Source organism: Planococcus sp. RAB007_Raresut, assembly GCF_057369535.1.
Genome location: NZ_JBXYIF010000001.1, coordinates 527,334 through 552,192, shown reverse-complemented (window position 1 = coordinate 552,192; position 24,859 = coordinate 527,334). Strand labels below are relative to the sequence as shown.

Here is a 24,859-nt window from a genome sequence, read left to right as displayed (position 1 = left end):
AAAATGCAGTTGCGGTGATGTATGATAGGGTGAGTGCATTTTGAGGCTAACTCCCCATATTCATAGCTTTTATCGTTAAATTTCAGTTATATGTAGAAAAACGGCTGGAATTTAGATATAGTTATGGTTAGCGGACTATGCTTACAACTTTGAAAGGAGGAGGTTGAATGTCGAACGGCCGGTCTATGTCTGCAGAAGCTCATGATACGCCGGAAACTACCACCTTTGTCCAGGATTTTTTGGCACTTATAAAAATCGGGATTGTGAATTCAAACCTGATTACAGTATTCACTGGGCTGTGGCTGGCGTTTCAGTTTTCTGACAGACATTTTCTACAGCATTTGGACATCCTCGTCTACACCTTGGTCGGATCAGCATTGATCATAGCAGGTTCTGCTGCCATGAATAATTATATTGATACAGATATCGATCCATTGATGGCGAGTAAAAAATCACGGCCAACAGTAACAGGAAGATTTAAACCATCTGCTGTTCTGGCACTCGCTGTTTCTTTCATTGTTTTAGGCGAAATCTTTTTGTTTTCCGCATCTGTTTCAGCAGGGGTTCTCGGAATAGCAGGAGTTCTGGCTTATGTGGTCCTGTATTCGATGTGGTCAAAGAGAAGGCATGTCAGCAACACGATTGTTGGCAGTATTTCGGGAGCAATCCCACCGCTTATCGGATGGGCCGCAGTTGAACCGACATTGGGTGCCGGTGCCTGGGCATTGTTCCTGATTATGTTCATTTGGCAGCCGCCGCATTTTTATGCGCTTGCCATGAAACGGACGGAAGAGTACCGGGCTGCAAATATCCCGATGCTGCCGGTGGTAAAAGGCTTCCACCGGACAAAAAAATCTATGCTGGCATGGGTTTTGATGCTGTTCCCGTTACCATTCCTTTTGCCGGAATTGGGAATTGGCTTCTTCATCTTAGCAACACTTTTGAATCTCGGTTGGCTATTGTTGGCTATCCGCGGCTTTGGAGTGGAAGATGATCTGAAATGGGCGAAGAATATGTTTATCTATTCATTGAATTATATGACGATCCTTTTCGTTTCAATGATCATATTCGCTGTTTTCGTCTAATTTCCTATACTTAAAAACTTTTAAATGAGAGAGGGGTAAGAAAAGCTATGATGAAAGGACTTACTAACTGGCGTCTTTTCGCTTTGATGACTGCATTGCTCGTCTTTCTGTCGGGCTGTGGGCGTGAAGAGATTTCAACTCTGATCCCTGCTGGCAAGGTTGCGCAGGACCAATTCAACCTTTTAATATTGTCTACCATTGTTATGACTTTCGTAATTATAGTCGTATCAATAATCTTCGTACTGGCAATTGTTAAGTTCCGCCGCTCTAAACTAGGGGACGATATGATTCCTGAACAAGTTGAAGGTAGTGCGAAACTTGAGTTCATCTGGACAGCAGTGCCGATCGTACTGCTATTAATCCTTGCTGTTCCAACAGTCTATTCAACATTTGACTTGGCTGATGTGACTGCTATGGATTCGACTGACGAAGAAGGAAATCAGGAGAACCTTACAGTCAATGTAACCGCTTATCTATATTGGTGGGAATTTGAATATCCTGAACAGGGCATTGTAACTGCACAGGAATTAGTGGTTCCAACTGACGAACGTGTTTATTTCAATTTAATCTCTGCTGATATCAAACACTCCTTCTGGATTCCTTCAGTCGGCGGTAAACTTGATGTTAACCCGGAAAATGTCAACAAATTCTATCTTGAATTTGATCAGGAATCTTCGGAACTTGAAGATGGCGTATTCTATGGCAAGTGTGCTGAGCTTTGCGGACCTTCACACGCATTGATGGATTTTAAAGTTAAATCTGTTGACCGCGAAGAGTTCGATCAGTGGGTTGCTTCCATGCAGGAAGAGGCTCAACCTGCAACTGAAACATTGGCTACTGAAGGCGAAGAAATTTTCGCAAACAGCTGTATCGGCTGTCACGCTGTTTCAGGTGCTGGACCTGCTGGAATGGCCGGACCAAACCTTACGACATTCGGTGACCGCAACCGCGTAGCCGGATATCTGGAACATAACGAAGAAAACTTAAAAAATTGGATTCAAGATCCACAGGAATATAAACCAGGAAACTTGATGCCTGACGGTGAAACTAACAACGGTGGAGAGCCATTCTCCGAAGAGGAATTGGATGCGCTAGCAGCGTACCTAATGAGTCTGTCTGTTGAGGAGTAAACGCGTCAGAGTGTAAAAAGGGAGGTATACAGTGTGAGTTCTTTAGCACAAAAAAAAGGAGTCGGCGCAGTCATATGGGATTACCTGACAACAGTAGACCATAAGAAAATCGCTATCCTCTATCTAATCTCAGGCGGCTTTTTCTTCCTTGTAGGTGGACTGGAAGCAATGATGATCCGGATCCAGTTGATGAAGGCAGGAAATGATTTCCTGAGTGCAGGATTATATAATGAAATGATCACCATGCACGGTACTACCATGATTTTCTTGGCAGCGATGCCAATATTGCTGGCATTTATGAACGCCATAATGCCTCTTCAGATTGGTGCACGCGATGTAGCGTTTCCATTCCTTAACTCATTAGGATTCTGGCTGTTCTTCTTCGGAGGAATTTTCCTGAACCTTTCTTGGTTCATGGGCGGCGCGCCTGATGCAGGTTGGACGAACTATGCATCTCTCGCTTTAGCTTCTGAAGGGCACGGAATTGATTTTTACTCTCTAGGATTAACAATTTCAGGTTTCGGTACATTGATCGCGGGGATTAACTTCCTTGTAACAATCATCAATATGCGGGCTCCTGGCATGACTTATATGAGAATGCCTTTGTTCACTTGGACGACGTTTGTCGCTTCAGCATTGATTTTATTGGCATTCCCGCCACTGACTGTAGGCTTGTTCTTCATGGTATTTGACCGTATGTTCGGCGCGAATTTCTTCGTTGTCGAAATGGGCGGTAACACGATTATCTGGGAGCATTTGTTCTGGATCTTCGGTCACCCTGAAGTATATATCCTGATCTTGCCGGCGTTCGGTATCTTCTCTGAAATCTTCGCGATTTTCTCGAGAAAACGCCTGTTCGGTTACACAGCATTGGTATTTGCCACAATCCTTATCGGTTTCTACGGATTCATGGTTTGGGCTCACCACATGTTCACAGTAGGTCTTGGGCCAACTGCAAACGCAGTTTTCGCTTTGGCAACAATGATCATTGCGGTACCGACCGGTATCAAAATCTTTAACTGGCTTCTCACCATCTGGGGAGGCAGCATCAAATTCACCGTACCGATGGTTTATGCGATCGCGTTTATTCCTTCGTTTGTTGCCGGTGGGGTAACAGGTGTAATGCAGGCTATTGCACCACTCGATTACCAGTTGCATGATTCATACTTTATTGTCGCTCACTTCCATTACGTAATTGTTGGTGGGGTAGTATTGGCAATTCTTGCAGGTACACACCTATACTGGCCGAAAATGTTCGGTACAATGTTGAGTGAAAAACTGGGAATGGTCACTTTCTGGACGTTCTTCATCGGTTTCCACCTGACATTCTTTATCCAGCATTTCCTTGGTCTTCTTGGTATGCCACGCCGCGTTTATACGTTTGGCGCTGACCAGGGCTGGGACCTATTCAACGCTATCAGTTCACTAGGCGCTTTATTCATGGCGATCGGTGTCATTGTACTTCTGATCAACGTTGTCATCACATCGGTTAAAAATGTACGTGTCGGCAACGATCCATGGGAAGACGGCCGTACGCTTGAATGGGCAATTCCTTCACCGCCGCCATTCTATAACTTTGCTCAAACTCCATTGGTTCGCGGTCTGGATACGTACTGGATCGAAAAAATGGAAGGCAATAAAGAAGGTATGGTCTATGCGGAGCCAATCGGCGACGTCCACATGCCAAACGGCTCTATTATTCCGTTGATCATGTCATTCGGTATGTTCGTTGCATCATTTGGTGCACTTTACTTCCAAGACGATACAAAACCATGGGCTTTAGCTGTATTGATTATCGGTCTAGGAATCACTTTCGGTTCGATGCTTGTCCGTTCATTGAAAGATGATTTAGGCTTCCACATCACGAAAGAAGAATTGCTTGAAGACGCTAAGAGAGGAGGCAACACCGATGGACTTAAATAAGAGATATACCGCTCAATCCTGGCCGGATCATCCTGAAACGGCGACATTGGAAGGTAAAAACAAGTTCGTCGGATTCTGGTTGCTTCTGGCTGCTGAAACTGTAACCTTCGCGTCTCTTTTCGCCACTTACCTGGCTTTAAAAGACAGAGGACCAGAAGCGTCAGAATTTACGGCTTCAGGATTATTCGAACTTCCACTGGTATTTGCGATGACAATGATTCTTTTGACCTCATCGTTAACGAGTGTTTACGCAATGCATCACATGAAAAACCATAACTTTAAAGCCATGCAGGCTTGGCTAGGCATAACTGTTTTGCTTGGACTTACGTTCCTTGGACTTGAAATCTATGAGTTCAACCACTATGTCCACCTTGGCTTCGGATATACGACCAGTGCTTTCAGTGCCGCGTTCTTTACACTTGTCGGAACGCACGGTGCCCACGTATTATTCGGACTGAGCTGGTTTATCGCGTTGATGGTCCGCAACTCAAAACGCGGATTGAATATGTATAACGCACCTAAATTCTATCTTGCAGCATTATACTGGCATTTCATCGACGTAGTATGGGTATTCATCTTTACTGTAGTCTATTTGATGGGAGTGATCGGTTAATATGGCACACGATACACCTGAAAAAATCAGATCACACGCTGAGCACGAATTTTTAAAGAAGAAAAGAACTACTGAAATGCGTCACCAGCTAACATCGTTTGCAATCATGATTTTCCTTACATTGATAGCATTCACGATGGTGGCGGCTGGATTCTCGGCTTACCTGATCGTTCCAATCATTCTTTTATTGGCTGCGGTTCAAGTAGTCCTTCAGCTATATCATTTCATGCACTTAAGCAATAAAGGCCACGGAACAGTTGCATTCTTTATGTTCAGTGGGATGTTTGTTGCCTTCATTACGCTTTTGGCACTTGTCACGATCGTTTGGTGGTAAACAGCAATATAAAATCTCCCTTCACATTAACGTGAGGGGGGATTTTTTGTGCACTAATATCTTCATTTTAATAATGAAGTAACAGAAAGAATGAACGGAGTATTTCTTAATGTAGCAAGAGTGCGGGAAATGTCATGATTCGTTCATTGATATACAGGGGCTTCCGCTATATAATGGGGGTACTTGAGGAAAAGGAGGTATGTTAGGCATGCCAATCAGTATTTTCGGATTTCAGGCTTTATGGAGTCCGTATTACTTAGGAGCCCTCGTCTTAATCACTCTCTTCTATTTTTTAATCACTACCAAGTGGAGAGGAAAATTTAAGGACAGTGAACCTTTAAAACAAAAAGAAGCTCTGCTGTTCGTTTCCGGAATGGCCTTGTTATATATTATTAAAGGGTCGCCAGTCGATCTGTTGGGACATATTACATTTACGATGCACATGGTGCAGATGGCGTTCCTCTTGCTGCTGGCGCCTCCATTGATCATTATGGGAATTCCAACATGGCTTTGGAGATGGTTCATCGATCTCCCGGTTATCAGACCGTTGTTCATGTTTTTCACTACACCCATGCTGGCATTGATCTTATTCGGATTATTTTTCTCAGTCTACCATTTGCCGCTCGTATTCGATTTTGTTAAACAGGACATGCTGCTCCATGCAATTGTCAGCAGCCTGTTATTCATTTTCGCGATTTTCTACTGGTGGCCTGTAGTCAATAATCTGGAAGGGATGCATAAATTCCACGGCTTGAAAAAACTTGGGTTCCTGTTTGGTCTGAGTGTCCTGATGACCCCTGCCTGTGCATTGATCATATTCAGCAGTTCGCCGTTCTATGCGACATACACAGACGCGGACGCCTGGCTTCAGGCAATGGCTCTTTGTGTGCCAGTCGGAACTTTATCACAATTGAATCTCTCCGGTCCCGAGCTGTTTACGTCCATGAGTTTAATTGAAGACCAACGGACTGGCGGAATTACGATGAAAGTGCTTCAGGAATTAGTATTTACGGTTTTCATTTGGCTGGTGTTTTATGAATGGCTTCGCAATGAAAACGACAATGCAGATGAAATTACTGCGAAAGTTTTGCAGGATCGAAAAGAGATGGCTTATCACCGACATAATGGGTAAAGCATAAAAAGGGGATTAGAAGAAATGGATTTACCGCTATTACCAACTATCAGTACATTTTTTATCGTTTTGAGCGCTATTTTTGTAGCGATCGGCTGGAATTTAATCCGGCAGCGCAGAATCGAAGCCCATAAAAAGGTGATGCTTGCAGCAGGTGCTTCTGCTCTGACGTTCTTCATCATTTATGCTTCGCGCACAATTTTTGTTGGAAACACCGCTTTCGGCGGACCGGAAGAATATAAAATCTTTTATACGATTTTCCTGATATTCCATATTACCTTGGCTACAACAGGAGGGGTTATGGGGCTGATCACCATTTGGTGGGGTTTGAAGAACCGCTTGGATAAACACCGTAAAATAGGCCCTTTCACAAGCGTGATCTGGTTCTTTACAGCGATCACAGGTGTTATGGTTTATTCTCTATTATATGTAATCTATAAAGGCGGACCGACAACTTCTGTCATTAAAGCGATTTTAGGCGGAGAATAAGAAAAGGAGAACCTCATTGGGTTCTCCTTTTTCTATGGAAAAATTTAATTGTCATATCTTAAAGTCAATTTTGATGATGCCAGCTTCACGTGCTGACGTGAACAGAATAACGATCAGTGGACCGATGAAGAATCCAAGGAAGCCGATCAACTGTAATCCGATAAACATCGCAATTAATGTTGCAAGTGGCGACAGGCCAATGTGAGAGCCCATGACTTTTGGTTCGACAGTTCTACGGATGATCAACAGAACAAGTGCCAGGACAGCCAATTGAGTGCCTTGTACGACGTCTCCTGTGATGAATTCGTAGATGAACCAAGGTGTCAGGACGATGATCGAACCAAGGATCGGGATGAAATCGATGACCCATATGATGAGGGACATAACGATAGCCACTTCAGGCGCGATAAACAGCAGCGCGACAAGCGAAACAAGGAATATAATGATACTGACAAGAAATTGTGCTTTCAGAAAACCGAAAATGACATTATTTAACCGGGCAGACATAAAGCGGACTTTTTCCGCTGTGGTATCTTTCAATCTGCTGAAAAGAATTCGTTTCAAGTCGTCGAGGTCCAACATGAATAGGAATAGCGCGATAAGGAAAACGATAAAACTGACCAGGAAAGAAGGGATGCCAGTTAAAAGATTGGTGACTGTGTCATAGTTGACGATGGTCAGTACCCAGTCGCGAATTCCTTCAAGAAAAAGGGCCAGTTCTGTTTCAAATGAATTCACAACTTCAACTGGAAATTCTTCAGAAGAACGAAGGAAGAAGTCCTGCATTTCTTCCCAGATAGAAGACAGGCTGTTGATGTATTCAGGCATATTTTGTGAAACCTGAATCAGCTTGCCTATCAGGTATGTTACGGTCCAATACAAGAAGGAAGATACAAGCAGCAAAAACACGATGAATGCAGTGATCACTGCTGATTTGCGCTGCCATTTTAAGCGTTGCTGCAAAAAGACGACAAAGGGTTCGAGAAAAATAGCCGTCAGCAAGGCTAATATAAGCGGTATGGCAATTGGAATTATGTATATCGAAATTAGTATTAATAACGAAATAATAAGTATTATAGTTAAAATCTTTTTATTCCACCATTTTGCCACGATAAACCTCCCAAAACATTATATTATAATTATATCAATACCTTTTAATAAAGAAAACTTTTTAAAAAAATCCGCAGTTCAATGTTGAACTGCGGTTTTTCAAGTGTCCAGACTTCCACGGCCCTTATAGAGGCGTGATTGCTTTTTTACACTTGGATTTCAAATGCTTTTAATTCGGATTTAATAGTCGCCAGAATATCGGCGCATGTTTTCAGCAGATGTTCAGGGAAATGCTCGTCTTCGCCGTATTCCACGCCGAATGGGTAGTAGTATTTACCGATTACTGGCTTCAGAACTTTTACAGTTGCGTCGCCCGCATCAATATCGCCATCTACCGCGTAAGCGAATACGCGTAAATAATAGCGGCCTTCACGGACATCGAATTTACGGTCGAATGTTACTCGCTCGTAATCCCACTGCCCTTCTTTAGTCATACCGTGTTTGCCCATAATATGCTGGAGCAAATTGAAATCTACCAGAATGTCCTCAAGTCCTGTATTTTCAAAATACATAGGATCTCCTCCTCTATCTCAAAACTGACTCAATGCTCCTTTAATAATAGATGAAATTTGCGCTTGTTGCAATGGCTAGATTGTGTCAGTATAGAGGCGGCTGTTATAATTGATGAAAATAGCTTGGGAGGGTGGAAGACGATTGAAGAATTTATTGCGTATCATGATATTTCTGTCAATCATCCTCATTACATTTTTTTATTTTGATTCGTCGATAAATGAGAATGACATTTTAGAAGCCCCAAGAAAAGTGGACCCGTTGCCTGCACAGGAAATTATTGAAAACCCTTTAGCGGTCGAGCGTCCTGGAGAGGGGATATCCGTTTATATCGGAAAACCCTCTGAGGAATGGATCGATGATTACGGGCAGCCGTCCCGGATCGAGCCTTCCGCGTTCGGATATGAATGGTGGGTTTATAATCAGTCTTATTCCAATTATAAAATGGTTGGGGTGAAGGACCAGAAGGTTGTGCAGGTCTATACAGCCGGTACTGCGTCGGATGCGTCTCCTTACAGCATTGGACAAAGTATAGAAGATTTATACCGGTTTACGATTATTGAAGACGAAGTCACGGTGAAATACGGAACAAATATCTATACATTCAGCTTGAGCGGGGAAGACCGTGAAACCAGAATACTGGTCAGTTTTGAAGACGTCTACGCACAGCTTTATATTGATGAACAAGATGGGACGCTTGAAGCGGTGCGTTTCATGGATGCGGAAACGCTGATTCGACACCAGCCATATGACATGATGTATGTCGGAAATCTGCTGGTACCCATCAATCCTTCTTCCGCATTGCAGGCATCCATCGACAAAGCGAATGCTAAACAGGTTGTCGATCTGACAAATGTCTATAGGCTGCATAATCAGCAAAAACCGTTGACTGTCAATTCAGCGGTCAGTATGCTGGCTGAACGGCATAGCCGCAATGTTGCCAGACAGGATTTCTCATCTGAAGATATTAAAATTGAAGGACTGGAAGAAAGATTGAAAAGTTCCCGCATCATATATGAGGAAGCGGCTGAAAATACCGCCTCCCAATATTATGACGCAGCTGAAGCTGTTCATGGCTGGATAAACTCCGAAGACCATAGGGATACTTTATACTCGAGCAGGTTCAATCAAATTGGGGTCGGTGTATTCGGGAAATATTACACACAAAGCTTTTTAAGGCAGGAACCGACCAAAGCTGAAAAACAATAAAACTAATCAAGGTTTTGGAACGATAAAAAAGGAACCGGTGGAAGTGGCGATATGCTTTCCGCCGGTTTCGTATATATTCCCTTCAATGACCATCGTATGGCGGCCTTGCCGGATGATTTGGGCTTCGGCTGTGATGGTTTCTTCAGCAGCGACTGTCAGGTAATGGATGGCCAGATTCGTCGTGACTGCACCAAAACCTTCCGGGCATTTACTATTTGCCAGCGTGCCCATAGCTGTATCGAGAAGAACGGCTAAAATTCCGCCGTGGGGGATATCGATATTATTATGGATGAAAGGCGTATTGGGAATACTGACAGTCCAGCTGCCATTTTGCTGCTGCCTTTCCATACCGAGCGCTGCGCTTAAATAGGTGGTGAAGCCGCCCGCTTGTTTCTTTTCCAGATTATCGAGAAACTGCGAAAGAATCTGAATATCTTCCGAAGAGCCGTTATCCACGGCTCTTTTAAATTGCGCCATTAAATCCTTCATGATGACAACCCTTTCTTTATGTATTAAAATATTTGTATGTTTGATATAATTGAACCGTAGAGGAGGTAATACTTGTGATCATGACCTACGAATGGGTTCAAATTACTGACTCTGCCGAAGAGTTAAGTAGAATGATACTACAATCTGAGCAGGCTGAGCAATATCGACAAGCTCACCGTGCTGTTTACGATAATAAAGAGCTGGCGGATGAAATCACCGCTTTTGCCCGTTTAAAAGAATTATATGAAGAGGTGCAGCGTTTCGGAAAGTATCATCCGGATTATAAGGATGTCATGAAACGTATCCGTGTCGACAAACGGAAGTTGGACCTCAACGAGAAGATTGCTGAATTGCGGCTGGCTGAAAATGAATTGCAGGATCTGATTGATCAGGTAAGTTTCATAATCGGCCGTTCAGTTTCGGAGGCGGTTAAAATCCCTTCCAGCAATCCTTTCTTTTCTTCAGATTCCTCTTGTGGAGGAAGCTGTGGAACTGGCGGCGGCTGTTCTTGTTCAGCATAAGAAAAGTGCACGCGGCCGCTGGAGTCTGGACAACGAAAAGCGCAAGCGCCCGCTGCCGCTGGAGTCTGGACAAAAATCCGCTCCTCCAAAGCCATTGGTGACTTAAGGATACTATCCTTTCTTAACCCTAAAAAACCGGCGAGAAAAAGCATTGCTTTTTCTCGCCGGTTTTTTTTGTTATGTGATATCTTATTCTGCTTTTTTAAGGACTTCCACTGCCAAGTCAGGGCGATCGGTGATAATGCCTTTAGCTCCTGTGTCCACCAGCGCTCGCATTGCTTCCGGATCATTGATGGTCCAGTAGTGCACAGGTATGTTCAAGTCACCCAAAAATGAGATAAAACGGGGTGATACGAGATTAAATACTGAAGAACGGATAGGAATCTGCATCATATCGGCACGCGGCTTGTACAGGTGTCCAAATTGGCTGTTAAATGCAGCATATGCTTTTTTGATCTCATTTTCTCCGGCACCTACTGCTACACGGTTTTGTGCGTACAGATTGAACCGGTCGATTTGTTCGTCGAAGAAGCTGGTGACGCCAACACGTTCTTCCACGCCCGCAGATTCGATCAGGCGCCAAAGTTTGGAAGGCAACAGACTGCCTTCGTATGTTTCCGGCGAATCCTTCATATCGATATTGATATACATATCAGGGAATTCATCCAATAATTCGCGCAAGGTGATGATCCTTTCATCTCCGCCACGGTAGGAATTATTGCCTTCAAGATCTTCGAAATGGTAGCCAAGATCAAGTGTGCGAAGTTTTTCGAGTGTCAGATCTGCTACTTTGCCAGCGCCGTCCGTAGTCCGGTCGACGAACTCATCATGAAATACGATCAGTTCCTCATCGCTGGTAAGGCGTATATCGATTTCGAAACCGTCTATACCGTACGACGCAGCTTTTTTAAATGCGGCCATTGAATTCTCAGGCGCAAGAGCGGAACCCCCGCGATGCGCGAGAATCATCGGACGGTCATATTCCAGTGCATTTTTTTTAGGGCGTGGCTGTGCAGTAACCAAAGCTTTTGAACCTGCCCAGGCCGCTGCTCCGACTGCAACCGCAGCTATGCCTATTTTCGTTTTTTTACCCATGGCTATGTAATACCCCCTCGTATAGTGACGCTAAATCCATTATATCCAATAATGAAAAGCAATGTCAGTTAATATGCTGTATCGGCCCAAACTTCCCTGAATGGCGGTTGCGGCTTTTTTCTTTCCTATGGTATTCTAGAAGCTAAGAAAAGAGGGATGGCTATGCATGATCGCCAGGGACTGATTGTCTATGTGCATCATTTGAAACAGGCAAAATCATTGCGCAAGTTTGGACATGTTCATTTCATTTCACGGAAATTGAAATATGTCGTTCTATATATGGATCAGGATGTCATTGAAACTACAAAAGCGAAACTGTTGAAGTTGCCGTATGTCAAGCAAGTGCTTGAATCCCAACGGCCATTCATCAAGACTGAATACGAAAATGCGAAACCCGATAAAGCTAAGGAATACGATTATAAAATCGGCCTTTGATCATTGCATCGGCGGGATATAATGGTTCAGGCGCAAGACGGATATCAGATGGCTGAAGTAAAACTTGCGGTCGGCATAGACGGTGGAATGCTTAACATCCATGAAGATCGGCAACCCGCCAAGTTCTTTGACAGCCTCCTCGAATAATTCAAGCCGTTTCGAGTTTTTAGGAATTCCTTCACGGCAAATGTAAATGGGCATGAAATTACCCTGTTCTGCTGGTTTGAATGCAGCTGCTACTGATAGAACGGTTTTTCCGTCCATGTCTTTTGAGACGAATGCAAAACCGTGCATAAAACGGCTGCGGTTGGTCATCATCAATTCACGGAGTTCGTAAATATCTCCGTAACCTTCTCCAAGCTCGATAAAACGCTGGATCATTTTAACACGTCCTTTCCAGTACCCATTCTACCATCTATAAGGTGGATTGCATCAATAATTTCATCAAAACTGGGAGGCAGAAACATGCGCGTAGTTGCAGGCAAGGCAAAAGGGCTGCCTTTAAAGGCGGTACCGGGAAATTCCACCAGGCCGACGACGGATAAAGTAAAAGAGTCGGTTTTCAATATGATCGGCCCATTCTTCGATGGCGGCAATGCACTTGATCTTTTTGCAGGAAGCGGTGGGCTTGGCATTGAAGCCTTGAGCCGCGGGATAGATAAAACCGTTTTTATTGATAAGGACAGCAAAGCCATCGAAACAATCCGGGCAAATCTGGAAAAGACCCGTCTTAACGGACAAGCGGAAGTTTACCGCAACGACGCGAAGCGGGCGATCAAAATCCTGAAGAAAAATGATTTCCAGGCCAGGCTGCTGTTCCTGGATCCACCGTACCATATCACGGAGGCGTATGACTTGATGGATTATGCAGCTGAAAATGGGATCCTCACGACGGACACGATAGTAGTCTGCGAGCACGAAAAAGGGGTCCAGCTGGCTGATCGCACCAAATATTTCGAACGGTTTAAAAATGAAAATTACGGCGGTATCGCCATTTCAATTTATCGCTATACAGGGGAAGAGGGAGAAATCATTGAGTAAGGTTGCCGTAGTACCGGGAAGTTTTGATCCAATTACGATGGGGCATTTGGATATCATCAAGAGAGCTTCAAAGATTTTTGATGAAGTTAAAGTCGTTGTCATGAATAATTCTTCAAAAAATCCATTGTTCAATGTGGAAGAGCGAATAGCGCTTATTGCGGAAGTGACCAGTGCGATTCCAAATGCAACAGTGGATTCGTTTGGCGGCTTGCTGATTGATTACGCGGTGGAAGTCAAAGCGAATGCGATCATCAGGGGACTGCGGGCAGTATCGGATTTCGAATACGAAATGCAGATCACTTCGATGAACCGTTTCCTGAATGAAGATATAGAGACATTGTTTATGGTTTCAAATAATCAATATTCGTTCCTCAGTTCGAGCATCGTTAAAGAAGTGGCGAAATACAACGGCAATATTTCCGGCCTGGTGCCGGAAGCTGTTGAAAAAGCCTTGAAGAAAAAATTCGATTAAGTCACGATTCCGTGGCTTTTTTGTTATTCTTTTTTGAATAGAGAGGGTAATCTCATGAAAAATAAACGTATGATCATGTATTTGATATTAATGGCAGTTGTCGTCTTTATTTCCTTCTACCGGATGGACAGCTATATTACGCGTCCGGGCAGCGCTTATGAGCTGTCACCATTTGTGGAAGTTGAAAATGGCGATGAAGATGATGAAGGAAGCTTCAGTCTGATGACTGTATCGATGCTGAATGCAACTCCGGCGCTTTATGTATATGCCCAGTTTCAGGATGGCTATAAGGTATTGCAGCCAGAACAGGTTCGCAGTCCGCATGAAACAGAAGAAGAGTATAATGTCCGCCAATTGAAATTGATGTCTGATTCGCAGGTCAATGCCTTAAAAGCGGCGTTTGAAACTGCTGAAATGCCGTACGAAGTGAAAACGGCGGGTGTCTTTGTCTTGAATGTACTGGAAGGCGGAGCGGCTGATGAAAGCCTGAAAGCTGGTGACCGGGTGCTGTCCATTGATGGCAATGATTTTGAGAGTCAACAGAACTTTATTGATTATCTGGCTGAAAAACAGGTCGGGGATGCTGTGGAATTGGTGATTGAACGGAATGAGCGGGAATTGATCGAGACAATTACATTGGAACCTCTTCCGACTGACCTTGAGCGGGCCGGCCTCGGAATATCCTTTGTAGAAGATAAAACGATTACCACAGAACCGGAAGTATCCATCGATTCCGAAGAAATTGGCGGGCCATCCGCCGGTTTGATGTTCACTTTGGAAATCATCAACCAGCTGCTCGAAGAAGATATCACCAAAGGCTACGATGTAGCTGGCACTGGGACTATGGAGAGTGAAGGAGAAGTGGGGCGCATCGGCGGGATCGATCAAAAAGTGATGGCGGCTGACAACGATGGCATGGATATATTCTTTGCGCCGGATGACGAAGTGTCCGCTGACAGCGAAAGCAATTATGACGTGGCAGTGGAAACTGCAGAAAAAATCGGCACGGATATGGAAATCGTGCCGGTTAAAACGCTGCAGGATGCGCTCGATTATTTAGAGCAGCTTCAACCGAAATAAATCGGCGGTGTTGTAAATTCTTTTTTCAAATTACTGCTTCCAAGACCCAGTATATAGAGACTGCTGGCGTGAATATCAAGTTTGCCCATGCTGTTGTCCGCCAAATCGGCGGCGCGGCTGATGATGGGCAGGCTGATATTCTTTTTTTGTGCATTCAAATACTGACGGCCGTTTTGTGTCATGCCGAGCAAACGCAAATAAGAGGGCTGCTCGAAGGATTTAAGCATATCCCATGTAAAGCCAGTGTAAATATGGGTCAGCATTCGCTGTATACGGGTTCTGGTAAAACGTTTTGACTTTATTCGGCCAATAAATGCTTCAAAATCATGTTCTTTTGTGGCGGCTTCATAAATAAGGTTTTCGATTCCTTCTGTCACCTCTGCATATCGACGGAGGTTTTCCGGTTTATCTCTCAATATAGTATGGCGGAGCATTGGATAAAAAGTTTCCCAGCTGCCGAAACGGCCGTACTCTTCTGCAAAGTTTTGAAGTGCTTCGATTGAATAAGCAGGCAGGTAAGTGGAAAGTTCATCAAGCGATCCGCCTTCAAAAAAAGCTTTTCGAATTCCCGTCGCACTGGCGATGGACAAGCCCTCTTGAATCGGATCGTGATAATTTGCGCCAATCCGCTGGATCGTCAGCGGCTGCATTGAAGACGAAATTCGCTCTGCCGCTTCTATATAATGATAGCCCAGAATATTATTCGGCTGCGTCAAATCAGCAAAGCCTTCCTGTCCTTCTGTCACAGCCTGATAGGCTTCGTTCATTGCCTTGGGGTAGCTGATGCCTGACTGGACCGCTTCATGGATTCTTTGCTGATAATCAAGATTTTCCCGATTCAGCAATTGACGGGATTTAAGAAAAGGTTCAATGTCACCTTGTTCACTTCCGAAGCAAAAAGCTTCACAGCCGATGGCATCGAGCAGGGTGATGGATCCTCTCGCAAAATCCGATGCTTGTGCAGTAGCATAAACATACGGCAGTTCAATGACCAAATCGACACCGTTGGCGAGGGCCATTTCAGTCCGTTTCCATTTATCGGCGAATGCCGGTTCGCCGCGCTGCAGAAACTGGCCGCTCATAACAGCAATCAATATGTCGGCTCCTGAACTTTTTTTGGCACTTCTGGCATGATGCAGATGGCCATTGTGAAACGGGTTATATTCAACTATGATGCCTGCAGCTTTCATTCGCCCAACTCCTTTGGTAAACTTAAGTCTAAGTATAACGATGCCAGGAATAGTGTGACAAGATTTTTTCTTGACATCTTTTTCTGCTCATTATATAATCAACTTTGTTGTCTTGAGGTGATTACTTATGAAAATAGCGATTCAACAGCTTCAAAAGCATCGCAAAGACGGGATGAAGATCGACCAGATGGTCAATCTTGATGAAGTGAAAAAACGCAATAGCGATATTCGTGATATTTCACCCATCCACGTCACAGGACATTGCACAATTGGTTCGCAACAACTCACGTGCCAGCTTCAGCTCAAAGGCATGTTAATCTTGCCTTGCGCACGAACTTGGGAAGATGTCGAGTTTCCTGTAGATATTGAATCGGTTGAAATCTTCAATTGGTCAGAACATGGCCTGGGAGATACAGACGATAATGTTCACGCGGTCAAAACGGAAACAATAGATTTCCAGCCGGTCCTCGAAGAACTTATCCTTCTGGAAATACCGATGCAGGTCTTTAAGGAAGATGCCGATCAAGCCGTTATCAAAGGCGGCGAAGAATGGTCATATTCGACAGACGAAGAAGTTCAGGCGGAGAAAGAAGAAGCACAACCAAAACCGGATCCAAGACTTGCTGATTTAGCAAAGTATTTCGATCAGTCAGATGAATAGAATCACTGTAAGGAGGTGTCACCAATGGCTGTACCGTTCAGAAGAACGTCCAAAACCGTTAAAAGAAAACGCCGTACGCATTTCAAATTGTCCGTGCCGGGCATGGTAACTTGCCCAAGCTGTGGCGAATCGAAATTGGCTCACCACGTCTGCAAAGCATGTGGATCATACAAAGGGAAAGAAGTTGTAGCAAGCAAATAAAACAGTATTTGCTGCTAAAAGGCTATTGAGAGGCCATGGCTCTCGATAGCCTTTTTCTCTGTACATAAGATTAAATGAAATAACTATAAAACAGATATTCCGCAAAACAGCTACGCTTTCCTGGCTGCTTGCACTGAGCTTGGTCGCCTGGGAGTCTCCGCTGTTTTGCTCCATATCTTTAGAAATTTCTCTCAGCAAAGGCGCGCCTATGGAGCAGGCGAATGCCGACGGAGCAAAGACGAGTGGTCTTCTCGGCTTATTGCGGGAGGCAAGGTTCGCCATACGAAGATGGCGCATCCTTTGCGACGAGCAGTGCGCAGGAGCATAATCTTTGCACTGTCCTAAGCGCCGAAGCGGTATATATTGTTTCAAAAGTAAAGCGTTTATATTTACATACTCACACTCACGAGGTGAATTGAAATGGCCTATAAGATCGAAACAGCCGAAGGTATTATGACATTTACAATCGACCGGCCGGAAATCCGCAATGCTGTCAATGCGGAAGTGATAGAAGGTTTGGAAGAACTGATTGAACGGGCATCAACAGAGTTGCCGCGTCTGGTCATCATTACAGCTGCCGGTGAAAAAGCATTCTGCTCCGGTGGAGATCTGTCGGTTTTTCACGCTTTAGAAACAGAAGAACAAGCATATCCCATGCTTAATCGGATGGGAGATGTGCTTTACAAGATTAAAACTTTGCCCGTGCCTGTCGCTGCTCTTGTCAACGGAACAGCAGTGGGAGGCGGCTGTGAAATAGCAACTGCCTGCGATTACAGACTCGTCCGCAGCCATGTGAAAGCCGGCTTTATCCAAGGAACTTTGGCAATCACCAGCGGCTGGGGAGGCGGAACTTACTTGTTTGAAGCGCTTCAGCATGACCGTGCTTTAAAGATGCTTAGTGAAGCCCGACTGTATTCGGCGGAAGAACTGCTTGAAAACGGCTGGGCAACTGCAATCATCCGAGAGGATGCAGATATCGAAGATTTTATCGCTTTATTCCGGGGCGTACTTCCTGAAGTGCATCGTGCTTATAAGGAAATAGCGGTCAGAAACTGGCGCGCGACAAACCTTAAGGAACGTGTGGAAGCTGAAATCCGGCGCTGTGCCCAGTTATGGGCAAGCACAGCCCATCATGAAGCTGTAGCAAGATTCCTTGAAAAACCAAAAAAATAAGAAGGCTGAACCTGTTGCTCATCCAGTGACAGGTTTTTATTTGTTTAATTTTAACAGTAAATAATCCTTCTATTCCTGTTATAAAAGGATATCCGATGCCCGTATATTCAGAAATATTTTCAGCCAATAGTTGAAATCGCTTACAAACTTCATATATGCTATAGAAGGGAGAAAACATAGGGGGTATTTCAAATATGAAGAAAATCCTGATTGCGAACCGGGGAGAAATTGCAAGACGCATTATTCGTACATGCGAACGCCTCGGTATCGAAACGATTGCTATCCACTCTGAGGCAGATGGGGATCTGCCATATGTAAGTGAAGCAACGGAAGCTGTGCTGATCGGTCCGAATCCGGTGGTGCAGTCATATTTACAGGCAGAAAAAATCATTGAAACGGCTCTAAAACATAATGCGGACGCAATTCATCCAGGTTATGGCCTATTATCCGAAAACGCCGGATTTGCCCGCAAAGTGCAGGAAGCCGGATTGATCTTCATCGGTCCGGACAGTGGCATCATTGACATGATGGGTGACAAAATCGAATCCCGCCGCGCGATGATCAAAGCTGGAGTGCCTGTTGTACCGGGAACGGAAGAAGGCGTAGCTTCACTTGATGAAGCGATTGAAGAAGCTGATAAAATCGGCTATCCACTGATGCTTAAAGCCAGCGGAGGCGGGGGCGGCATCGGAATGGTGCGCTGTGAAAGTGAGCAAGCGCTCAGTCAGCAATTTGATTCCGTAAAAAACCGTGCTAAAGCTTATTTTGGCAACGATGTCGTGTATCTTGAGAAATTCATCGCGGATGCCCGCCATATCGAAGTTCAGATATTCGGTGATTCAAATGGCAATATCGTTCATTTATTTGAGCGCAATTGTTCTGTGCAGCGCCGCAACCAGAAAGTGATTGAAGAATCACCATCACCTCATCTTCCGCAGGATGTGCGCGAACGCCTATGTGAAGCCGCAATCCGTGCGGGTGAAGCGGTAGGTTACAGCAACGCCGGTACAGTCGAATTCATCGTCGATCAATCAAATGAATTTTATTTCCTTGAAATGAATACGCGTTTGCAGGTGGAGCATCCGGTTACTGAAGAAGTGACAGGGCTTGACCTGGTTGAATGGCAGATTGATGTGGCAAGAGGCGGCAAGCTGCCGGCGCAAGATGAGATAACGACTAAAGGCCATGCAATTGAATACCGGATTTATGCGGAAGATCCAAAAACTTTCTTTCCATCGCCCGGCAAGCTTGAAAAAATCGAATGGGGCGAAGGTGCCCGAATCGAAACCGGCTACGAACAAGGGAATGCGGTCACACCGTTTTACGATCCGATGATTTCAAAAGTGATCATCACGGGCAAAGACCGGATGGATGCATTATCGAAATCACAGAAATTTTTCAATCATGCTACAATTGATGGGGTAAAAACGAATATTCCGTTATTTAAGGAATTCATCGAATCACAGGAATTCATCTCGGGGGAATACGCGACAGCTGTATTGCCGCAATGGATGGAAAAATCGAAGGAGGAAAAAACAATATGAAAGAACTTAAAGCGACAATGGCAGGTACAGTATTAAACGTATTAGTAGGAGAAGGCGACGCGGTAACAGCGGGCCAGGCAATCTTGACTATCGAGTCCATGAAGATGGAAATTCCGGTTGAAGCCGAATTTGCAGGAAGCGTTGAGAAAGTGAATGTTGAAGTTGGCGGATTCGTTAACGAAGGCGACACTTTGGTGACTTTAGGGGAATAATCGCTATCGACTAGCAAAGGGGGCAGGCATAATGACTAAAACAACTGAAACAACGGGGTATAATGAACGGCTTGAAGAAAAGCTGGCAAAAATATTTGCCGGTGGCGCACCGAAATACCATGAAAAAATGAAGGAAAGCAATAAGCTATTCGTGCGTGATCGCTTGAAATTGCTTTTCGATGATGAAAACTACGCTGAGGATGGACGCTTTGCGAATGTGGAGGCTGAAGGCCTACCGGCTGATGGCGTTGTAACAGCAATCGGAAAAGTCAATGGCCAGACGGTCTGCGTTATGGCTAACGACTCAACGGTTAAAGCGGGATCATGGGGTTCCCGCACAGTAGAGAAAATCATCCGCATACAGGAAACTGCTGAAAAAATGCAGGTTCCGATGCTGTATTTGGTCGACTCTGCAGGAGCGCGCATTACAGATCAATTGGAGATGTTCCCGAACCGCAGAGGGGCGGGTAAAATTTTCCACAACCAAGTAAGAATGTCCGGCATGGTGCCGCAGGTATGCTTATTATTCGGACCTTCAGCCGCAGGCGGAGCCTACATACCGGCCTTCTGTGACATTGTCATCATGGTCGAAGGAAACGCTTCGATGTATCTTGGTTCTCCGCGAATGGCTGAAAAAGTCATCGGGGAAAAAGTGACACTCGAAGAAATGGGCGGAGCCCGCATGCATTGCACAGTCAGCGGGGTGGGCGATGTACTTGTTTCTTCAGAAGAAGAAGCGATATCGGAAGCCCGCCGTTATTTGACGAACTTCCCGGCGAACTTCGCCATCAAACCTGAAAAAATTGAAGCGAAGGCTGCGAAAGCAGGACGTACGCTGGAAGCGATTATTCCTGAAAACCAAAACGCGCCTTTTGATATGTACGAATTGATCGATCAGCTGATCGATGAAGGTTCTTTCTTCGATATCAAAAAGCTTTTCGCACCGGAACTGATTACAGGACTTGCCCGCATTGACGGCCAGGTGGTCGGCATTTTGGCGAACCAGCCGAAAGTGAAAGGCGGCGTATTATTCGGTGATTCAGCGGATAAAGGAGCGAAATTCATCAATCTTTGTGATGCGTTCTCGATCCCTCTTTTATTCCTTGCTGATGTTCCAGGCTTCATGATCGGAACAAAAGTGGAACGGGCAGGGATCATCCGCCACGGTGCGAAATTCATCGCTGCGATGAGTTCAGCTACTGTGCCGAAGATATCCGTTATCGTCCGTAAGGCGTACGGAGCAGGACTTTACGCAATGGCTGGCCCGGCATTTGAACCGGATGTCTGCATCGCATTGCCTACAGCACAGATTGCCGTAATGGGACCGGAGGCTGCGGTCAATGCGGTTTATTCGAATAAAATCGAAGCGATTGAAGATCCGAAAGAACGTTTGAAATACGTTCAGGAAAAACATCAGGAATACAAAGAAGAGATTGATATCTACCGTTTGGCTTCCGAACTCATCGTGGATGAAATTGTGGCGCCATCCGATCTTCGCCAAGTGTTGTCGCAAAGGCTGTCGATATATGAAACAAAAGATTTACCGATGCCTTATCGAAAACACGCAATTACTCCTGTATAATGAATTGTATGAAAGTGAAGTCTGCCTTATAGGCAGGCTTCTTTTTAAAAAGATCAGATTTCGCGGGTGGGAGGGTTATCATGAATTTTGCTGTTATTGGAGCAGGAGCAGTAGGTATGCTGACAGCTTCGCTGTTAAAAGAGGCAGGCTGCGGTGTCCAATTGATCACCCGGACGCCGGAACAAGCAGAAAAGATCAATGCAAGAGGCATCAATCGTGATGGGAAAATCCAGTTTATCGATGCCTATACGGAATGGGACCGTATACCACCCAATGCTTTCATATTAATTGCCGTAAAATATGGGCAATTGCCTAATGTCATTAAAAAGCTTAAAAGCAATTGTGTCGATAATTCCATCGTCTTCATGCAAAACGGAATGATGCATGTAGACTCGATTCCGAACTTGCCGCAAAAAAATATCGCCGCAGGCATCGTGGAACATGGAGCGCTGAAAGTTAATGACATAGAGGTCAAGCACACCGGTAAAGGCCTGTTTAAGTTCGCTTTATTAAGTGGAGATGAAAAACGCTTCCTTCCTTTACTCAATATCAACGGAGTAAAGTCGGAATGGCATGCTGACGCGGACAAAATGCTTTTTCGGAAAGTCTTGCTGAATACGATGATCAATCCCCTGACTGCACTGCTGTCTATAAAAAACGGGGAACTGTTAAGCAATCCCCATGCTTATGAGCTGTTGAAGAATATTTATACGGAATTGTATTCCGCATTTCCGGAAATTGAAACGCTCCTACCTTTTGAGCAAGTAACCGCATTATGCGCCTCGACAGCGGAAAACACGTCTTCAATGCTTGCGGATAAACTGGCTGGACGACCATTGGAATTGGATACAATCCTGCTGTATACAATCAGGCGGTCGCCTTACACACTGCCTATTTTGCAGACATTCTATCATTTACTGAAGGCGGCTGAAAAAGAGTGATGAACTTGATACATACAATAGGCGCAATTTTTATCTTTGCTCCGTTTCTTGCATTCATTTTGCTTATTTTCCTCACCCGTAAAAAGCTCAAAAGAAGAGCGATAGGCTTGTCGGCTGATGTGACGACCTTTCTGCTGTTTGTATCAGTACCCGTTTCTATGGAAGCATTATGGGGAGTGAATATCTCATTTGCTGTTTCTGTAACAGCAATTCTAATCGCAATTATTTTGCTTATAATTGAGTGGAAGAAGTCAAAGGAAATCGAAGTGCTGAAATATATCAGAAAGACCTGGCGTCTGTATTTCCTCTTGTTGTCAATGAGTTACGTTCTTATATGGTTGGCAGGTTTGACATTGACGGTCATCAGTTTCATCTGATGCAGCTGTCGATGTCTTTTTATTGATCACAAGCTAATTTTTTTTAAAAGTAATGCACGGTCTGATATAGTAGGTGGTATGTAATGGAAAAGGGGATTCGCAAGATGAAATTAATAGAGCAATTCGTACCGCCTTCAAGCAAACTTATGAATGATTACATAAACGGCGATGAAAACCTGCGCCGTTATTTTTCTTACAATCCAGATGTAAATTCTTTTGCCGGCAGGCAGCAAAAGCTTCAGAACCATGATGTAGACCGGCAGCGCTTAAGTACGGTTATTCGGAATTATATGGAACCTTACGGAATTTCCGAAAAAACGGAAGAGCATCTGCAGGATTTTCTGGACGGGGCTTCGGTAGTAGTCACCGGTCAGCAGGCAGGTCTTCTGACAGGTCCACTTTATACGATACACAAAGCCATTTCAGCAATCGTACTGGCAAAGCAAGCCAAAGAACAGTTGAACGCGAAAGTGGTGCCGGTTTTTTGGATAGCCGGAGAAGACCATGATCTAGCTGAAATAAGCCATCTGTACAGGGAAATCAATGGGCGGGTTGAAAAATTGAACTTTCCGCATGTGGAGTACGGTAAGAAAACGGCCACCACTGCAATATTAAATAAAACAAAAATCTCGGATTTCCTGAATGAGTATTTCAGAAGCCTGCCTGAAACTTCGCATTCGAAAGATTTGCAGCAGCTGATATTCGGTTTTCTGGAATCAACTGAAACGTATACTGAATTCTTTTCAGCATTGCTGAATCACTTCTTTGATGAGGAAGGGCTTTTGATGATCGACGCGGCTCATCCGGAAATGAGAAAGTATGAGTCGGAATTTTTTAAACGTCTTATCAAGCTTTCTCCATCTATCGCTAAAGAGGTCTACACGGCTGAGCAGGAACTTGTGGAAAAAGGATATAATCCCCCACTATCCGCCGAAGAAGATGCAGCACATCTTTTCATTACCGTCAAAGGGGAACGGATTCTCCTTAAAAGGGATAGTGATGCTTTTATAGGCAATGACGGGAAGGTTCGCTTCAGCCAAAATGAATTGCTTGATATAGCGGAGCAGTCACCGGAAATGCTCAGTAATAATGTCGTGACGCGCCCGTTAATGCAGGAAATGGTTTTCCCTGTTCTCGCTTTTGTCGGCGGACCGGGAGAAATCGCTTATTGGAGCTTGTTTAAAAAAGCATTTGAAACTCTCGGAATGGAAATGCCGGTCATTATGCCGCGTCTCGGGATGACATTGGTCAACCGCAAAGTGCAGCTGCTGCTTGAGAAATACGAATTGAATTTTGAAGATGTGGCGATCAAACAGAAAACACGGGTATTAAAAGCCGATCTGCTTGATGCTGTCAGGGAAAAAGAAGCTGAAAAAATGATAGAGGATTTGGAAGCCAAGATCCAGACGGATTATGATTCGATCCAAAAGCGAATAGCTGAAGTCAGCAAAGGATTGGCACCATTGGTGGAAAAAAATCTTCAGTTTCATTTGAAACAGCTCGACTTCCTCAAACATAAACTGGAAGATGAAGTGGTGCTGCAAAATAGTGTTCAATTCGGACATTATGATTTGCTTGAAAATGAAATATTGCCGAATGGCTCTTTGCAAGAGAGAATCTTTAATCCAATTCCATACATGAACGATTATGGTTTAGACCTTGTAACTCGAATTTTGGCGCTGGATTTGAAATATGACAAAAATCACAAGATAATCTATTTTTGATGCTTAAAAGTCTGCTGCGGCAGGCTTTTTTTTGTTTCAAGAAGTTAATATGAGATATTAATCTGTAACATTCATGAAATATTTCAAAAACAAGTGGTGGGAAGTGGGGGATTGTGGTACATTAATTACAATAAGTGGGGTGAAGGGTATGTTCATGGGCGAATATCAACATAGCGTTGATTCAAAGGGACGATTAATCGTGCCCGCTAAATTTCGTGAACTACTTGGTGAGAATTTTGTGATCACCAGAGGCCTGGATCAATGCTTATTTGGTTACACTATGGATGAATGGCAGAAGATCGAAGAGAAACTGAAAGAACTTCCTGTCACAAAAAAAGACGCACGTGCATTTACCCGATTCTTTTTCTCGGGGGCCACTGAAGTGGAACTCGATAAACAAGGGCGCGTCAACATCCCCTCAACTTTGGTAACTTACGCAAAACTTGAAAAGGAATGCATCATTCTGGGTGTCTCCAATCGATTCGAAATTTGGGCAAAAGACTCTTGGGAAGAATATTTTGCAGACTCTGAAGACTCATTTAACGACATCGCAGAAAACTTGGTGGATTTCGACTTTTAAATTAGA

General features: G+C 44.4%; 29 protein-coding genes. 23 read left to right on the top strand and 6 right to left on the bottom strand.

Going from position 1 to position 24,859, the window contains the following annotated elements:
- Positions 1–167: 167 nt before the first annotated feature.
- The 7 genes from cyoE to AC2Q9J_RS02695 all read left to right on the top strand — a co-directional run bounded on the left by cyoE (position 168) and on the right by AC2Q9J_RS02695 (position 6,706).
- The gene (cyoE, locus tag AC2Q9J_RS02725) at positions 168–1,085 is read left to right on the top strand and encodes a heme o synthase (RefSeq protein WP_499036960.1); all 918 of its coding nucleotides are present in this window, start codon (positions 168–170) and stop codon (positions 1,083–1,085) included.
- Between the two features lie 47 nt (positions 1,086–1,132).
- A complete protein-coding gene (gene coxB, locus AC2Q9J_RS02720; protein WP_499036958.1) occupies positions 1,133–2,215 on the top strand; it encodes a cytochrome c oxidase subunit II in 1,083 nt (360 codons plus the stop codon).
- 33 nt (positions 2,216–2,248) lie between these two features.
- Positions 2,249–4,138: a cytochrome c oxidase subunit I gene (locus tag AC2Q9J_RS02715; protein ID WP_499036956.1), complete on the top strand. Its 1,890-nt coding sequence runs from the start codon at positions 2,249–2,251 to the stop codon at positions 4,136–4,138.
- On the top strand, positions 4,125–4,751 hold the full coding sequence (locus AC2Q9J_RS02710; protein ID WP_499036954.1) for a cytochrome (ubi)quinol oxidase subunit III: 627 nt from the start codon (positions 4,125–4,127) through the stop codon (positions 4,749–4,751). Before AC2Q9J_RS02715 ends, AC2Q9J_RS02710 begins: the two co-directional genes overlap by 14 nt.
- Before the next feature lies 1 nt (position 4,752).
- A complete protein-coding gene (gene ctaF / locus AC2Q9J_RS02705) occupies positions 4,753–5,085 on the top strand; it encodes a cytochrome c oxidase subunit IVB (protein WP_499036952.1) in 333 nt (110 codons plus the stop codon).
- A gap of 208 nt (positions 5,086–5,293) precedes the next feature.
- The gene (gene ctaG / locus AC2Q9J_RS02700) at positions 5,294–6,217 is read left to right on the top strand and encodes a cytochrome c oxidase assembly factor CtaG (RefSeq protein WP_499036950.1); all 924 of its coding nucleotides are present in this window, start codon (positions 5,294–5,296) and stop codon (positions 6,215–6,217) included.
- Positions 6,218–6,241: 24 nt separating this feature from the next.
- A complete protein-coding gene (locus AC2Q9J_RS02695; RefSeq protein ID WP_499036949.1) occupies positions 6,242–6,706 on the top strand; it encodes a DUF420 domain-containing protein in 465 nt (154 codons plus the stop codon).
- A 51-nt stretch (positions 6,707–6,757) separates the two neighbouring features.
- Here AC2Q9J_RS02695 and ytvI read toward each other — a convergent pair whose 3' ends face one another.
- Together ytvI and AC2Q9J_RS02685 are read right to left on the bottom strand one after the other, a co-directional pair.
- Positions 6,758–7,816: a sporulation integral membrane protein YtvI gene (gene ytvI, locus AC2Q9J_RS02690; protein ID WP_499036947.1), complete on the bottom strand. Its 1,059-nt coding sequence runs from the start codon at positions 7,814–7,816 to the stop codon at positions 6,758–6,760.
- A 146-nt stretch (positions 7,817–7,962) separates the two neighbouring features.
- Positions 7,963–8,328: a YugN family protein gene (locus AC2Q9J_RS02685; protein WP_499036945.1), complete on the bottom strand. Its 366-nt coding sequence runs from the start codon at positions 8,326–8,328 to the stop codon at positions 7,963–7,965.
- 142 nt (positions 8,329–8,470) lie between these two features.
- Here AC2Q9J_RS02685 and AC2Q9J_RS02680 point away from each other — a divergent pair, with 142 nt between their 5' ends.
- On the top strand, positions 8,471–9,535 hold the full coding sequence (locus tag AC2Q9J_RS02680) for a CAP domain-containing protein (RefSeq protein WP_499036943.1): 1,065 nt from the start codon (positions 8,471–8,473) through the stop codon (positions 9,533–9,535).
- 6 nt (positions 9,536–9,541) lie between these two features.
- Here AC2Q9J_RS02680 and AC2Q9J_RS02675 read toward each other — a convergent pair whose 3' ends face one another.
- Entirely contained in the window at positions 9,542–10,024 is a 483-nt protein-coding gene (locus AC2Q9J_RS02675; protein WP_499036941.1) for a PaaI family thioesterase, read from the bottom strand.
- Between the two features lie 74 nt (positions 10,025–10,098).
- Here AC2Q9J_RS02675 and AC2Q9J_RS02670 point away from each other — a divergent pair, with 74 nt between their 5' ends.
- Positions 10,099–10,545 (top strand): YlbF/YmcA family competence regulator, encoded by a 447-nt coding sequence (locus AC2Q9J_RS02670; protein WP_499036939.1) that lies wholly within the window; start codon positions 10,099–10,101, stop codon positions 10,543–10,545.
- A 189-nt stretch (positions 10,546–10,734) separates the two neighbouring features.
- Here the strand turns inward: AC2Q9J_RS02670 and AC2Q9J_RS02665 are convergent, their stop codons facing one another.
- Positions 10,735–11,640, bottom strand: a complete 906-nt coding sequence (locus tag AC2Q9J_RS02665; RefSeq protein WP_499036937.1) for a glycerophosphodiester phosphodiesterase family protein — start codon at positions 11,638–11,640, stop codon at positions 10,735–10,737.
- Between the two features lie 162 nt (positions 11,641–11,802).
- Between AC2Q9J_RS02665 and AC2Q9J_RS02660 the strand changes: the two genes are divergently transcribed.
- Positions 11,803–12,075 carry a YlbG family protein gene (locus tag AC2Q9J_RS02660; RefSeq protein WP_084244951.1) on the top strand — a complete coding sequence of 91 codons (273 nt, stop codon included), beginning with the start codon at positions 11,803–11,805 and terminating at the stop codon, positions 12,073–12,075.
- Here the strand turns inward: AC2Q9J_RS02660 and AC2Q9J_RS02655 are convergent, their stop codons facing one another.
- Positions 12,076–12,456 carry a DUF7147 family protein gene (locus tag AC2Q9J_RS02655; RefSeq protein WP_499036935.1) on the bottom strand — a complete coding sequence of 127 codons (381 nt, stop codon included), beginning with the start codon at positions 12,454–12,456 and terminating at the stop codon, positions 12,076–12,078.
- An 84-nt stretch (positions 12,457–12,540) separates the two neighbouring features.
- Here AC2Q9J_RS02655 and rsmD point away from each other — a divergent pair, with 84 nt between their 5' ends.
- Genes rsmD through AC2Q9J_RS02640 form a run of 3 tightly spaced genes read left to right on the top strand, consistent with a single transcriptional unit; the run spans position 12,541 to position 14,668 of the window.
- On the top strand, positions 12,541–13,116 hold the full coding sequence (rsmD, locus tag AC2Q9J_RS02650) for a 16S rRNA (guanine(966)-N(2))-methyltransferase RsmD (protein WP_282020775.1): 576 nt from the start codon (positions 12,541–12,543) through the stop codon (positions 13,114–13,116).
- Complete coding sequence (coaD, locus tag AC2Q9J_RS02645; RefSeq protein ID WP_084244957.1) at positions 13,109–13,588, top strand: pantetheine-phosphate adenylyltransferase; 480 nt, start codon at positions 13,109–13,111, stop codon at positions 13,586–13,588. The genes rsmD and coaD overlap by 8 nt, the downstream gene beginning before the upstream one ends.
- A gap of 54 nt (positions 13,589–13,642) precedes the next feature.
- Positions 13,643–14,668, top strand: coding sequence for a SepM family pheromone-processing serine protease (locus AC2Q9J_RS02640; RefSeq protein ID WP_499036932.1), 1,026 nt, complete (start codon positions 13,643–13,645; stop codon positions 14,666–14,668).
- Here AC2Q9J_RS02640 and AC2Q9J_RS02635 read toward each other — a convergent pair.
- Positions 14,656–15,858, bottom strand: coding sequence for a nucleotidyltransferase (locus AC2Q9J_RS02635; RefSeq protein WP_499036930.1), 1,203 nt, complete (start codon positions 15,856–15,858; stop codon positions 14,656–14,658). The two genes, AC2Q9J_RS02640 and AC2Q9J_RS02635, sit on opposite strands and share 13 nt — an antisense overlap.
- A 127-nt stretch (positions 15,859–15,985) precedes the next feature.
- On the opposite strand from AC2Q9J_RS02635, the gene AC2Q9J_RS02630 reads away from it, so the two are divergent.
- From AC2Q9J_RS02630 to mraZ, 10 genes are all read left to right on the top strand, one after another.
- The gene (locus tag AC2Q9J_RS02630; RefSeq protein ID WP_499036928.1) at positions 15,986–16,519 is read left to right on the top strand and encodes a YceD family protein; all 534 of its coding nucleotides are present in this window, start codon (positions 15,986–15,988) and stop codon (positions 16,517–16,519) included.
- A 24-nt stretch (positions 16,520–16,543) separates the two neighbouring features.
- Positions 16,544–16,720 (top strand): 50S ribosomal protein L32, encoded by a 177-nt coding sequence (gene rpmF, locus AC2Q9J_RS02625; RefSeq protein WP_033541041.1) that lies wholly within the window; start codon positions 16,544–16,546, stop codon positions 16,718–16,720.
- Positions 16,721–17,140: 420 nt separating this feature from the next.
- The gene (locus tag AC2Q9J_RS02620; RefSeq protein WP_499036926.1) at positions 17,141–17,893 is read left to right on the top strand and encodes an enoyl-CoA hydratase/isomerase family protein; all 753 of its coding nucleotides are present in this window, start codon (positions 17,141–17,143) and stop codon (positions 17,891–17,893) included.
- A gap of 194 nt (positions 17,894–18,087) precedes the next feature.
- Entirely contained in the window at positions 18,088–19,437 is a 1,350-nt protein-coding gene (locus AC2Q9J_RS02615) for an acetyl-CoA carboxylase biotin carboxylase subunit (protein WP_499036924.1), read from the top strand.
- On the top strand, positions 19,434–19,649 hold the full coding sequence (locus AC2Q9J_RS02610; protein WP_084244969.1) for an acyl-CoA carboxylase biotin carboxyl carrier protein subunit: 216 nt from the start codon (positions 19,434–19,436) through the stop codon (positions 19,647–19,649). Before AC2Q9J_RS02615 ends, AC2Q9J_RS02610 begins: the two co-directional genes overlap by 4 nt.
- Positions 19,650–19,680: 31 nt before the next feature.
- Positions 19,681–21,231 carry an acyl-CoA carboxylase subunit beta gene (locus tag AC2Q9J_RS02605; protein WP_499036923.1) on the top strand — a complete coding sequence of 517 codons (1,551 nt, stop codon included), beginning with the start codon at positions 19,681–19,683 and terminating at the stop codon, positions 21,229–21,231.
- An 80-nt stretch (positions 21,232–21,311) separates the two neighbouring features.
- Entirely contained in the window at positions 21,312–22,172 is an 861-nt protein-coding gene (locus tag AC2Q9J_RS02600) for a 2-dehydropantoate 2-reductase (RefSeq protein WP_499036921.1), read from the top strand.
- Positions 22,172–22,549, top strand: coding sequence for a DUF3397 family protein (locus AC2Q9J_RS02595; RefSeq protein ID WP_499037337.1), 378 nt, complete (start codon positions 22,172–22,174; stop codon positions 22,547–22,549). Before AC2Q9J_RS02600 ends, AC2Q9J_RS02595 begins: the two co-directional genes overlap by 1 nt.
- Positions 22,550–22,632: 83 nt before the next feature.
- On the top strand, positions 22,633–24,273 hold the full coding sequence (bshC, locus tag AC2Q9J_RS02590; protein ID WP_499036919.1) for a bacillithiol biosynthesis cysteine-adding enzyme BshC: 1,641 nt from the start codon (positions 22,633–22,635) through the stop codon (positions 24,271–24,273).
- Between the two features lie 148 nt (positions 24,274–24,421).
- Positions 24,422–24,853: a division/cell wall cluster transcriptional repressor MraZ gene (gene mraZ, locus AC2Q9J_RS02585; protein WP_499036917.1), complete on the top strand. Its 432-nt coding sequence runs from the start codon at positions 24,422–24,424 to the stop codon at positions 24,851–24,853.
- Positions 24,854–24,859 lie beyond the last annotated feature (6 nt).